General features: G+C 67.5%; 12 protein-coding genes. 4 read left to right on the top strand and 8 right to left on the bottom strand.

Annotation, left to right across the window (positions count from 1 at the left end; genetic code table 11):
* The first annotated feature begins 34 nt into the window (after positions 1-34).
* A complete protein-coding gene (locus GOPIP_RS24245) occupies positions 35-1,075 on the top strand; it encodes a 2,3-butanediol dehydrogenase (protein ID WP_006372492.1) in 1,041 nt (346 codons plus the stop codon).
* Positions 1,076-1,078: 3 nt separating this feature from the next.
* On the opposite strand, the gene GOPIP_RS24240 is transcribed toward GOPIP_RS24245, so the two are convergent.
* From GOPIP_RS24240 to GOPIP_RS24205, 8 genes are all read right to left on the bottom strand, one after another.
* Entirely contained in the window at positions 1,079-1,261 is a 183-nt protein-coding gene (locus GOPIP_RS24240) for a hypothetical protein (RefSeq protein ID WP_035728802.1), read from the bottom strand.
* The gene (locus GOPIP_RS24235) at positions 1,254-1,910 is read right to left on the bottom strand and encodes a DsbA family oxidoreductase (RefSeq protein ID WP_425558242.1); all 657 of its coding nucleotides are present in this window, start codon (positions 1,908-1,910) and stop codon (positions 1,254-1,256) included. Before GOPIP_RS24235 ends, GOPIP_RS24240 begins: the two co-directional genes overlap by 8 nt.
* A 122-nt stretch (positions 1,911-2,032) precedes the next feature.
* Positions 2,033-3,658, bottom strand: a complete 1,626-nt coding sequence (gene groL / locus GOPIP_RS24230) for a chaperonin GroEL (RefSeq protein WP_006372490.1) — start codon at positions 3,656-3,658, stop codon at positions 2,033-2,035.
* Between the two features lie 184 nt (positions 3,659-3,842).
* Positions 3,843-5,048, bottom strand: coding sequence for an alkaline phosphatase family protein (locus GOPIP_RS24225; protein WP_006372489.1), 1,206 nt, complete (start codon positions 5,046-5,048; stop codon positions 3,843-3,845).
* Positions 5,049-5,079: 31 nt separating this feature from the next.
* The gene (locus tag GOPIP_RS24220; RefSeq protein WP_006372488.1) at positions 5,080-5,730 is read right to left on the bottom strand and encodes a GntR family transcriptional regulator; all 651 of its coding nucleotides are present in this window, start codon (positions 5,728-5,730) and stop codon (positions 5,080-5,082) included.
* A 22-nt stretch (positions 5,731-5,752) separates the two neighbouring features.
* A complete protein-coding gene (locus GOPIP_RS24215) occupies positions 5,753-6,793 on the bottom strand; it encodes an isopenicillin N synthase family dioxygenase (protein WP_006372487.1) in 1,041 nt (346 codons plus the stop codon).
* Positions 6,794-6,832: 39 nt separating this feature from the next.
* Positions 6,833-7,753 (bottom strand): ABC transporter permease, encoded by a 921-nt coding sequence (locus GOPIP_RS24210; protein WP_035728799.1) that lies wholly within the window; start codon positions 7,751-7,753, stop codon positions 6,833-6,835.
* On the bottom strand, positions 7,750-8,526 hold the full coding sequence (locus GOPIP_RS24205) for an ABC transporter ATP-binding protein (protein ID WP_006372485.1): 777 nt from the start codon (positions 8,524-8,526) through the stop codon (positions 7,750-7,752). The genes GOPIP_RS24210 and GOPIP_RS24205 overlap by 4 nt, the downstream gene beginning before the upstream one ends.
* Before the next feature lie 340 nt (positions 8,527-8,866).
* On the opposite strand from GOPIP_RS24205, the gene GOPIP_RS24200 reads away from it, so the two are divergent.
* The 3 genes from GOPIP_RS24200 to GOPIP_RS24190 all read left to right on the top strand — a co-directional run bounded on the left by GOPIP_RS24200 (position 8,867) and on the right by GOPIP_RS24190 (position 12,554).
* The gene (locus tag GOPIP_RS24200; RefSeq protein WP_006372484.1) at positions 8,867-10,036 is read left to right on the top strand and encodes a hypothetical protein; all 1,170 of its coding nucleotides are present in this window, start codon (positions 8,867-8,869) and stop codon (positions 10,034-10,036) included.
* A gap of 109 nt (positions 10,037-10,145) precedes the next feature.
* Positions 10,146-10,628 (top strand): Hsp20/alpha crystallin family protein, encoded by a 483-nt coding sequence (locus tag GOPIP_RS24195; RefSeq protein ID WP_006372483.1) that lies wholly within the window; start codon positions 10,146-10,148, stop codon positions 10,626-10,628.
* 213 nt (positions 10,629-10,841) lie between these two features.
* The gene (locus tag GOPIP_RS24190; protein WP_244421211.1) at positions 10,842-12,554 is read left to right on the top strand and encodes a protein kinase domain-containing protein; all 1,713 of its coding nucleotides are present in this window, start codon (positions 10,842-10,844) and stop codon (positions 12,552-12,554) included.
* Positions 12,555-12,572: the final 18 nt, after the last annotated feature.

Here is a 12,572-nt window from a genome sequence, read left to right as displayed (position 1 = left end):
CATCTCCCGAGAAACCGAATCGCAGGAAAACATCATGCGCGCAGCAATGTTCTACGGACAACAACACGTCGAGATCGTCGATGCCGACGAACCGACGCCCTCGACCGGCCAGGTCAAGATCAAGGTGGGATTCAACGGGATCTGCGGGTCGGATCTCCACGAATACTATGCCGGCCCCCTCAACATCCCCACCGAACCGCACCCGCTGACCGGGCAGCAGGCACCGCTGATCCTGGGCCACGAGTTCTCTGGGACCATCACCGAAATCGGTTCGGATGTCCAGGGATTCGCAGTCGGTGACCGGGTTGCTGTGGAGCCCATCTACTCCTGCGGCACGTGCGACCGATGCACGAGCGGGCATTACAACACCTGCGCCCAGATAGGCTTCCACGGGTTGATGGCCGACGGCGGGATGGCCGAGTACACCGTCGTACCCACTCACATGCTGCACAAGCTGCCCGACGATCTGCCGCTGGAACTCGGCGCACTGGTCGAGCCGATGTCGGTGGCCTACCACGCCGCCTGCCTCGGTGAGGTCGGCCCGGGCGATCACGCCCTCGTCTTCGGGGCCGGTCCCATCGGCATCGGACTGTGGTACGCCCTTCGAGGGCTGGGGCTCACCGACGTCACCGTCGTGGAGCCATCGGCGCCGCGTCGCGAGGCCATCGCCGCTCTCGGTGCGCGCGTGCTCGATCCGACCACCGACGACGTCATCGCGGTGATCGCGAAGGACACCGACGGCCGTGGTGCCGACGCGGTGTTCGACGCCGCAGGCGTCACGGCGACCGTGGCGACCGGATTGGCATGTCTGGCAGCACGTTCGCCCTTCATCTGTGTCGCCGTCTACGAGAAGCCGATCGAGACCCCGTTGCTCAGCCTGCTGTTCGGCGAGTCCCGCATGCAGGGCTCACTGGGCTATACGTCCGCCGATTTCGACGCGGTCATCGAACTGATGGCGGCCGGGCATTACGACACCACCGGTTGGGTCACCACGGTGCCGATCGACGACGTCGTCACCGAGGGCTTCGACGCACTGCACGCCGGGAAGAAAATGAAGGTTCTCATCGAGCCGTAGGGCTCAGCGGTCGGTTCCCAGGACTGCGCGTCGGGCGCCCGACTCGTCGCCTGCTGCCGTCGGGATCTCACAGACGCCGTCCCTGCACACGGCCCCGTGCCCACCGAGCATGGCGAACCCGTGTGCAGGGGCGGCGGATTCGTTGTGCGTCTCGCCTTCTTCGTCGACGCGTGACTCCTCAGGCATCGGCGCGCTCCCGCGCCACCGTGCGCAGTGCGTCGGCGAAGGTCTCCGGCGACTGCGCGCCCGAGAGACCGTAACGTCCGTCGATCACGAAGAACGGGACGCCACTGATGCCGTACGCACGGGCCTGCGCGATGTCGGCGGCCACGGCGTCGGTGTAGGTGCCGTCGGTCAGGGCGCGAAGCGCGGCGTCGCGGTCGAGTCCGATGTCGGCCGCGAGATCGGCGAGGTCGGCGGCCCGTCCCACATGCCGGCCCTCGGTGAAGTACGCGCGGAAGAGTCGTTCGGCCATGTCGAGCTGGCGCCCTTGGGCTTTCGCGAAATGCAGCAGTTCGTGCGCCTTGAGCGTGTTGGTGTGCTGTAGCGCGTCGAAGTCGTAGGTCAGGCCCGCCTCGGCGGCGATCGCGGTGACCTGCGCCAGCATCTGCCCGACCTGATCGCGCGGCATGCCCTTGTGGCCGACGAGGAAGTCGACCTCGGTGCCGTCGAAGTCGACCGGGGTGTCGGGGGCCAGCTCGAAGCTGTGATAGGTGACGGTGACGCGATCGACGAGACCGGATTCGGCGAGACCGGCCTCGAACTTCCGCTTCCCGATGTAGCACCACGGGCAGGCGATGTCGGACCACACGTCGACGGGGATCGTTGAACTCACGAGCGGTTCAACCGTCGTCATCGGGCCGGCATTCCGGCCACGCGCGGCAGACAACGCCGAAGGCCGGCCACCCCGTGGGGTGACCGGCCTTCGTACTGTCGTGCGTCAGAGGGAGACCGGGCTCAGAAGCCCATGCCGCCCATCTCGTCGCCACCCGGCATGGCCGGGGCCGGGTTCTTCTCCGGCTTGTCGGCGACGACGGCCTCGGTGGTGAGGAACAGCGCCGCGATCGAGGCTGCGTTCTGCAGCGCCGAGCGGGTGACCTTCACCGGGTCGTTGATGCCTGCGGCGAGCAGGTCCTCGTAGGTGCCGGTGCCGGCGTTGAGGCCGGTGCCCTTCGGCGAGTTGAGGATCTTGTCGGCGACGACGCCCGGCTCGAGCCCAGCGTTGAAAGCGATCTGCTTGGCCGGAGCCGACAGCGCAACCTTGACGATGTTGGCGCCGGTGGCCTCGTCACCCTCGAGCGAGAGTGCGTCGATGGCCGGCTCGGACTGCAGCAGGGCCACGCCACCGCCGGCGACGATACCCTCTTCGACGGCAGCCTTCGCGTTGCGGACGGCGTCCTCGATGCGGTGCTTGCGCTCCTTGAGCTCGACCTCGGTGGCCGCGCCCGCCTTGATGACCGCAACACCGCCGGCCAGCTTGGCCAGGCGCTCCTGCAGCTTCTCACGGTCGTAGTCGGAGTCGCTGTTCTCGATCTCGGTGCGGATCTGCGCCACGCGACCGGCGATCGCGTCGGCATCACCGGCGCCGTCGACGATGGTGGTCTCGTCCTTGGTCACGACGACCTTGCGGGCGGTACCGAGCAGCTCGACGCCTGCACCCTCGAGCGAGAGGCCGACCTCTTCGCTGATGACCTCGCCACCGGTGAGGATGGCGATGTCGGCCAGCATGGCCTTGCGACGGTCACCGAAGCCCGGGGCCTTGACGGCGACGGACTTGAAGGTGCCACGGATCTTGTTGACGACCAGGGTCGAAAGGGCTTCGCCCTCGACGTCCTCGGCGATGATCAGCAGCGGCTTGCCGGCCTGGATGACCTTCTCCAGCAGCGGCAGCAGGTCCTTGACGGTCGAGACCTTGCCCGACACGAGCAGGATGTAGGGGTCCTCGAGGACGGCTTCCTGACGATCGGCGTCGGTCACGAAGTAGCCCGAGATGTAGCCCTTGTCGAAGCGCATGCCCTCGGTGAGCTCCAGCTGCAGCCCGAAGGTGTTGGACTCCTCGACGGTGATGACGCCCTCTTTGCCGACCTTGTCCATCGCCTCGGCGATGAGCTCACCGATCGATGCGTCGCCCGCGGAGATGCCGGCCGTCTGAGCGATCTGCTCCTTGGTCTCGACCTCCTTGGCGCTCTTGAGCAGCGACTCGGTGACGGCCTCGACGGCCTTCTCGATGCCGCGCTTGAGGCCGAGCGGGTTGGCGCCGGCGGCGACGTTGCGCAGACCCTCGCGCACGAGCGCCTGGGCGAGCACGGTGGCGGTGGTGGTGCCGTCACCCGCGACGTCGTCGGTCTTCTTGGCAACTTCCTTGACGAGCTCCGCGCCGATCTTCTCGTACGGGTCCTCGAGCTCGATTTCCTTGGCGATGGAGACACCATCGTTGGTGATGGTGGGGGCGCCCCACTTCTTCTCCAGAACGACGTTGCGACCCTTGGGGCCCAACGTCACCTTGACAGCGTCGGCGAGGCTGTTGAGGCCCCGCTCGAGGCCGCGGCGGGCCTCTTCGTCGAACGCGATTTGCTTGGCCATGGGTAAGTGATCCTCCGATAGGGGGTGACACCAGGTATCTATGGCCGGACTCGGTGCCCGCGACGGACGACCGGTGTGTCATTCGGAACCGATCTCACCGTCCCGACCTGGCACTCACGGTCCGTGAGTGCCAACGTCCGTTTTAGCACTCGACCATGGCGAGTGCAAGGTCTGGTCGGACCCGTCAACCGTGAGCCACGAGCAGCGGCACGAGTTGTTCGTCGGCGGTCCACGCGCCGTGGTGCCCGATCATCCTCGCCTCGAGCGGTTCGACGTCGCCGCGGACCAGCACGGTGCGGTCGCGGGCGACGGCCACGACGTCGCCGATCCGCTGCGCGATGTCCGGGTCGACCGCGATGCCGAACCACGCTTCGTCGACGGCCTGCTCGCGCGTGACGACGCGGGCTTCGGCGCCGAGTTCGGCCGTCCAGGTGGCGAGGACGTCGTCGCGGGCGCCGTCGGCGACATAGAGGTGGCGCACCCGCGGTTCCCCGGCGATCATCTCCACCCCGGCCGTCCAGAGCGGGTCCGCGTCGAGGTCGACGCGCCGGCCCGCGGCGAGCATGCCGTGATCACCGGTGACCGCGAGCACGGCGTCGGCCGGCAGATCGGCGACCAGGTCGGCGACGAGCGCGTCGACCGTGCACAGGGTGCGCACCCATTCCTCCGAGCCGGGGCCGTATCGGTGTCCGGCGGCGTCGAGGTCGGAGAGGTAGGCGTAGACGAAGCCCCGTCGACCCGACCGCTGCGCCAGCGCGGTGCCCACACCCTCACGAACGAGGTCGGGTGTATTGGCGGCCAGATGGCGTCCGGTGGCGCGGAAGGCCACCTGGGTCAAGCCGGTTCCGCGGAACTCCCCGGGCATCACGTAGCTGATCGACACCCCGTGCTCGGCGAGTCCGGCGAGCGCACCGGCGAGTGGGGCGACGAGATCGGGTGGATAGGTGGCCATGGCCGATGGTCCGTCGGCGGCGTCCATGGTCCAGCGCAACGCGTTGAGCATCCGGCGCGGACCCGTGGTGCGGCAATGGTCGTCGGGCCGGAACGCGTAACCGATGATGCCGTGCAGGCCGCATGCGGTACCGGTGGTCAGGCTGGTGATCGAGGTGGCGGTGGTGGCCGGGAACCCGGCCCGCAGAGTGGTGGCGTGCAGCGCCGACAGCGTCGGCGCGACATCGGCATGCCGGTGCAGCAGCCGATCACCGAGACCGTCGACGAGCAGCAGTACGACGTCGGCGGCCGCGACTTGCGGCATCGACGCAACCGGTTGCGGACCGACACCCAACACACCTGCGGCCCAACCCATTACACCGGCAAGGGTGTTGGGGTGGCCGGCCCACTGCGTCGGTGGGAGTTCGTCGAGCGACTCGCCGGGGATGTCGGTGGTCATGACCCGCCATTGTGCACGAACCGGCGCGCGGTCAGGACCGCAACAGCCGTACCAGTACGCCCGCCGCGTGCGCGCATGCGGCGCGCTGCGCGCCGTCGGCGTCACCGGCCTCCAGCGCGGCGACGATCCGGCGGTGTTCGGTGACCGCGAGCCGGCGGTTGACCTCGAGTGCCCACATGTCCGAGCGGTACAGGTGCGACTGGGTGTCGAGTTTGAGCAGGGCGTCGCACAGCGGTTTGTTGCCCGAGAGCGTACGGACCGCGGTGTGGAAGTCGAGGTCGAGTTCGGCGTCGCGCCGATGGTCGGCGGGACTGTCGAGCATCTCCTCCTGACGGCGCACGTGCTCCCACAGGATCTCGAGGTCGGCGAAGGTGACGCGGGCGGTGGCCTGCCGGGCGGCGAGGCCGTCGAGCACCTCGCGAACCTCGAACACCTGGCGCAGCATGTCCTCGTCGAGTACCGCGACCTTGGCCCCGACGCGCGGAGTGTATTCGGCGAGACCCTCGACGACGAGTTGCTGCACCGCCTCGCGCACCGGGCTGCGCGACACCTCGAGCCGGGTGGCGAGCCCGGGCACGCTCAGTGGCGTCCCCGGGGCCATCGTCCCGTCGAAGATCTCGTCGCGCAGCCGACGCAGGACGGCCTGGGTCAGCAGTGCCCCATCGCTGTTGTCGACGCTCATCGTCTAGCAGCGTAATCGGCGCTCACGCCGGGCGTGCCGCGCCGACGCGCGCCGCCTCCCGCTCGGCACCCTGCGGTGCGATCCCCGACTTCATGCCGGCCAGCTTGGCATTGATGTTGTCGGCGATGGTGATCGGCGGGTATCCGGGCTGATCGGTGCGAGCACATCCGGGCAGGGTCTCGATGACGGCGTCGTGGTTGCCGTCGAAGAAGAACGCCGCCGAACGCCGGCGCAGGATACGACCGTCGACAACCGGCGGATCGACGCGATGGATCGTCGAACGCCACCGGTCGTTGGTCCAGCGTGCCATCGCGTCGCCGAGATTCACGATGAGCGCACCGTCGGCGGGCTCGACGTCGTGCCAGACGCCATCGTGGTCGAGGACCTGCAGCCCGGGCACCTGATCGGCCCACAACACGGTGAGGATGCCGAAGTCGGTGTGCGCACCCATCCCGGTGAGCTCACCGATCAGCTCGATCTCCCCCTCTGGCAGGGTGTAGTTGTTCATCTTCAGCGCGTCGATGGAGTGGTCGACCATCGACGCGAAGTACCCGTCGGGAAGACCGAGCGCATCGGTGAACGCGCGCAACAGGATCCGGTATACGGTGCGCGCCTCGTCGAACCACCGCTCGACGGCCGGCCGGAACCCCGGTGCCGCGTCGGGCCAGGTGTTGTCGGGATAGCTCGCCACCGGCAGCCCGGACACCCCCGGATACCAGTCACGTTCGGAGCCGACGGTGAACGCCTCGTAGAAGTCGTTCATCTGATTCGCCGCGGCCACACCGAGACTCATGCTCAGCGACTCGCTCTTGGGCGGGCTGTAACCGCGATTCTCCCCCGCCCGGGTGTAGCGCTTCTTGACCTCCAGCGGCAGGGCGTAGAACTCGTCGAGTGCGTCGGCCAGGCCGGTCATCACCTCCGGTGCGACGCCGTGGCCGACGATCTGGATGAAACCGACTCCGGCGCAGGCCTCGTCGAGGGCGCGGGCGATCTCGGCACGCGCCGACGGGTCGGCGTGCGGGTCCCGGTACGCGGAGATGTCGATGACGGGGACGTGAAACATGGTGAGCCTCTTTCGGAAGTGGGATGTGAGCGGGTCTGATCAGCGGCGCCGGTGCACGAGCGCATTGAGCACGCTGAACACGGCGAACACCGCGATCCCGAACAGCGACGCGAGGATGATCGCGGCGATGAGATCCTCCGATTGCAGTCGCGAGCGGTAGATGTCGAGCAGGGTGCCGATGCCGGGCTGGCCCTTGGCGAAGAACATGTCGCCGATGATCGCGCCGACGACGACGAGACCCGACGCGGTACGGAAACCGGTCATGATCGCCGGAAGTGCCGAGGGCAGTTCGAGTTTCCACAGCCGGGCGGGCATCGATGCGCGCGACAGGGTGAACAGTTCGTGGGCTCCGCGGTCCACCGACATCAGCCCGAAGTGGGTGTTGGCGATGATCGGGAAGATCGCGATGACGACGCACACGATGGTTCGGGCGGTCATGCCGTAGCCGAACCACAATCCGATGAGCGGCACGATGGCCAGCACCGGGATCACCTGGGCCACCACCGCCCACGGGTAGATGGCGCGTTCGAGGAATGCCCCGCGACTCATCACGACGCCGATGCCCACGCCGAGCACCGCAGCCACCACGAATCCCACCAGGCTGACCCGCGCGGTGACGAGCAGCGCGTCGAGCATGGGGGCGACGTGGGCCTTGTCGAGCAGCGAGGTGGTCAGCACCTGATGCGGTGGGGGCAGCAGGAATCGTCGCTCAGGGCTCAGGATCTGGTAGCTGACGAGGTACCACAGGGCAATCCCGACACCGAACGACAGCGCCGGGGGTGCCACCATCGCCAGGACCTTGCGGGCGCGGGCCGCAGTTCCCGGCGACGCCGCGCGCGGCACCGCGGCGGAATCCGTCGCCGGGGCCGGGTTCTCCTTCGGGGCCGAGTTCTTCTTCGGGGCCGAGTTCTTCTTCGGGGGCGAGTTCTTCTTCGGGACAGCGCTTGTCAGGGTCATCATGCACCTCGCAAGGTTGTGGAGACCTCGGCCACGTGAGCGGTGAAGGCCGGGTCGAATCGCAGTTCGGGGTCGCGCGGATAGGGGAAGTCGATGCGCAGATCGGCGACGATGCGGCCGGGCCGCGCGGACATGACGATGACCCGGTTGGCCAGGAACACCGCCTCCGACATCGAGTGGGTGATGAACATCGCGGTGAATCGGTGTGCGGTGTAGAGCCGCAGCAACTCCGATTGCATGTCGAGGCGGGTCATCTCGTCGAGCGCGCCGAACGGCTCGTCGAGCAACATCACCTCGGGGTCCTTGGCGAGCATGCGCGCCAACGACACCCGCATCTTCATACCGCCGGAGAGCATGCGCGGCAGCTGTTTCTCGAACCCGGTGAGCCCAACCGCCTCGATGGCGTCGGCGGCGCGGGATCTGCGTTGCACCTTGGGCATTCCGGCGAGTTCGGCACACAGCTCGACGTTGGCCTGCACCGAACGCCACCCGAGCAGGGTGGGTTCCTGGAAGATCACGCCGACCGAGTCGGTGGCGAGGGCAACGCTGCCAGAGGTCGGCGACTCGAGACCGGCGGCCATCCGCAGCAGCGTCGACTTACCGCAGCCCGACGGACCGACCACGGCGACGAAATCGCCTGTGGCGATGTCGAGATCGACCTCGGCAAGCGCTTCGGTCCCGGACTCGAATCGTTTACTCGCCCCGGCCACCGAGATGACCACTCCCTTGCGCAGGTGCCGGGCGTCCGGCTCGTTGACGGTGTCGATGAGACTCATGGGCGCTCCTGGTGCTGGGCCGGCGAGTTGGCGGGTGGACGAGGTCGAGATGCGGTCGCGTTACATGTAGCGACCACATCGGCTGCGTGGTGATGATTCTTGATTACATGTATTGCAATCGCGTGACCCTCTGTGAATTCTGTGTGTCGCACAGCCCCATACTGGTGGGCTCCACCAGTTCGAATCCAGACTATTACCAGCTCAGTGGACGTTCTGACGGATCAGGGACGGTCAGCGGCGACTACATGTAGCCAAGTGGCCCCACACGGCGTCGTGCCCTACGTTTACATGCAATCCGTTCCACCCAGTTCATTCGGTCCAACCAGTCCAGGAGCACCCCTTGCGAATCCCGACCGTTTCCCTCCGCGCCGCCGTGGCCACCGCCGCGGTGGCCACGTGCCTCGCGGCCATCACCGGCTGCACCGACTCGTCGAGCACCTCCGGCGCCGCGTCGAGCCTTCCGCCCGCACCTCCGCAGTACAACCTCGCCGCATCGTGCCCGAAAGATGTTGTGGTGCAACTCCAGTGGCAGCCACAATCCGACATGGCCGGCGTCATCGGCCTGCTCGGCCCGGGCTACAGCGTCAACACCGATCAGAAGTCGGCCACCGGCCCGCTCGTCTTCGACGGCAAGGACACCGGCGTCGACATCACCCTGCGCGCCGGCGGGCCGGCGATCGGATTCCAATCGGTGCCCTCGGTGATGTACTCCGACGATTCGATCGATCTCGGCTTGGTGCACGGCGATCAGATGGTCTCGGCGGCGACCGCCCAGCGCGTCGTCGGCGTGACACCGCTGCTGCAGTACAACCCGTCGATCCTCATGTGGGACCCGAAGGCACATCCGACGTGGAAGACCATCGCCGACATCGGCCGCTCCGACGCAACCGTCGTGGTGTCCAAGGACCAGGTCTTCCCGCAGTGGCTGGTGGCCAAGGGCCTGCTCAAACAGAGTCAGCTCGACACCGGATACGACGGCGCCCCGGCCCGCTTCGTCGGCGACCCGACCATCTCACAGCAGGGCTTCGCCAACTCCGAGCCGTACACCTACGAGCACGAGACGCCGTCCTGGGACAAGCCCGTCGCGTACGCGATGGTCAAGGACGCGGGCTACGACGTGTACGCCTCGAACGTCACCGTGCGCGCCGACAAACTCGACTCACTGCGCGCCTGCCTGACCAAGCTGGTCCCGATGATCCAGCAGACCGGCAAAGACTATGTCTCCGCACCCGAGGCCATCAACACCACGATCACCGATTGGGTCAGCCAGGACGTCGCGTTCACCCCCTACAGCAAGGGCGAGGCCGCCTACTCGGCGCAACTGCTCAAGGACAAGGGCGTGATCGGTCCGGATTCCGCGGGCGTCTGGGGTGGCTACGACCTCACCAAGGCCCAGACCTCGATCGACGAGCTGATCCCGGTGTTGAACAAGACGGGTGCGAACCTGCCGGCCACCCTGCCCGCCTCGCAGCTGTACACCACCGAGTTCATCGACCAGAACGTCCGTTGACCAGGGGCGATGTCAGTTGGTGCCGACGGGAATAAAACTTGATAGTGGTGCGCTCAACTTGACATAAGATTGCTCCACACGGAGCACCCCCGAGTCAAAGGAGATCATCATGGCAACCAACGGCCGTCTCGTTCCCGCCCGTCGCGCCGCGACCCCGTTCTTGAGCCCGTTCCGGATGTTCGAGGACAACCGCGGACTGCTCGACTTCTTCGACACCGCCTTCGCCGGACTCGAACCCACGCGGTTCGCCGACGCGTGGACCCCGGCGGTGACCGTCGAGGAGACCGAGAGCGCCTACATCGTCGAGGCAGAGCTGCCGGGCATCAAGCGTGAGGACATCAGCGTCGAACTCGACGACAACGTCCTGCACGTGCACGGTGAGACCACCGAGGTCGAACGCACCGGCGAGGTACGCCATCAGACCCGACGCACCGGCAAGTTCGACTACCGCCTCGGGGTACCGGGCGAGGTCGACGCCGACAAGGTCGAGGCCACCCTCACCGACGGCGTCCTGCGTCTCGAGCTCACCAAGGCCGCACCCGCGGTCGCCCGGCGCATCGAGATCACCGACGGCTCGTCCGACGCGAGCTGACGTCCCTGCCCCATCAACCCTTCCCCAGCGGCGCCGCCCGGAACTCTTCCGGGCGGCGCCGCTGCATGATCGGCACAGTCGCTCACTGGAATGGTGTGCTCATTCGATCGGTGTCATCTCCCCCGCTCGAGCACGCATTCTCCGCAATACCGGTGCTAACGTCACGCACGGCGGTGCGGCGGGAAAAAGCGGCGCGCGCCGACAACAAGTGCGGTGCTCGATGCAGTGGAGGCGCGGGGAATGCAACGATCCGGTGAGCGACAGATCGCCGGATACCGCGTGGCCGACATCCTCGGACAAGGCGGCATGGGTACCGTCTACGCCGCCCATCACCCGCGGCTACCGCGCATGGTCGCGCTCAAGGTGCTCAACGCCTCGGTATCGGCCGACCCCGGATTCCGCCAACGGTTCCGACGCGAAGCGCACCTCGCCGCGACCCTCGAACATCCGCACATCGTGTCGATCTATGACTGCGGTGACGACAACGGACTGCTGTGGATGAGCATGCGTCTCGTGCGCGGCACGTCGGTCGCCCAACTCGTCGCCGACGCACCGCAGGGCATGCCGGTGCCGACCGTGCTCGCCGTGCTGCGCGACACCGCCCGCGCCCTGGACTTCGGGCATCGCCGCGGCATCGTGCACCGCGACGTCAAACCCGGCAACATCCTCATCGACACCGAGATCGACCAGACCCTGCTCGGCGACTTCGGCATCGCGCGTCAGATCGGTGCCGACGACGGGCTCACCGCGGCCGGTACGTTCATCGGCACCTTCGACTACTGCTCGCCCGAACAACTTTCGGCCCACGAGCTCGACGGCCGATCCGATCAGTACAGCCTGGCGTGTATGGCCGCCCAACTGCTGACCGGATGCAAACCGTTCCAGGGGCCCACCGTCGCGACGATCATGAAGGCACACCTCGTCGATCCGCCGCCGTCGATCTCGGCGATGCGTCCCGACCTGTCGCCGGCCATCGACCCCGTCTTCCTGCGCGCCCTCGCGAAGACCCCCGGCGAGCGGTACCCATCGTGCGCGGAGTTCGTTCACGCACTGTCGGTGGCCCTGTCGACTCCGACGCCGGCGAAACCTGCACCGGTGTCGGTCACTGCGACGCCACCTGCGCCTTCGCCCGCCGACGCCTATGCCCAGACCCAGGTCTCGTCGGGTTCGATACCGACGCTGGTGCCCTCGCACATCGAATTCGTCGGTGCGGCACAGGAATTCACCTACACACTCTCGGGCACCTCGCACACCGTGGCGCTCCGCCGGATTCGCGCGACCCGCGATCTCCCCCAACACCGGGTGAGCGCAGGTGATCTCGGCGGATGGGTCGCCTCGGCGGACAACGTCGTCGATCAGGCGTGGGTCGGCGACCAGGCGTGGGTGGTCGGCGAGGCCCGGGTCGCCGACAATGCCGCCGTCCGCGACAACGCCTTCGTCGGCGATCGTGCCGAGATCCGCGGTACCGCACGGGTTGACGGCAATGCATCGGTGTTCGCCGACGCCGTCGTCTCGGGCGGCGCCCGGATCTCAGGTGATGCCGAGATCATCGGGCACGCACGGGTATCGGGCACCGCGTGGGTGTACGAGGAGGCGGTCATCGACGGCGACGCCGGCGCCATCGGCAACGCCCGTGTCTGCGGCCACAGCCGGGTCGCCGAGAACGCACTGGTCGACGAGTACGCCATCCTGTCCGAGAACTGCCGGGTCGGCGGTCATGCGCGGGTGCGTGGGCACGTCCGGATCTCCGGAGCGGCCACCATCGGCGGCAGCACCGTGATCGACGGGCGCGCACGGGTTCACGGGAATGCCCAGGTGAGTGGGGAGGCCCACGTCGGTGGCGATGCGGTGGTGTTCGGCGACGCCGTGATCACCGGCAAGGCCCGCGTCGCCGACGACGAGGTGTCGACGGGGACGCGGGCCTGAGAACGATGGTGCCGCAGC

This window comes from Gordonia polyisoprenivorans NBRC 16320 = JCM 10675 (genome assembly GCF_000241325.1).
GTDB classification, from domain to species: Bacteria; Actinomycetota; Actinomycetes; order Mycobacteriales; family Mycobacteriaceae; genus Gordonia; species Gordonia polyisoprenivorans.
This window is presented reverse-complemented; position numbering and strand designations above follow the sequence as displayed.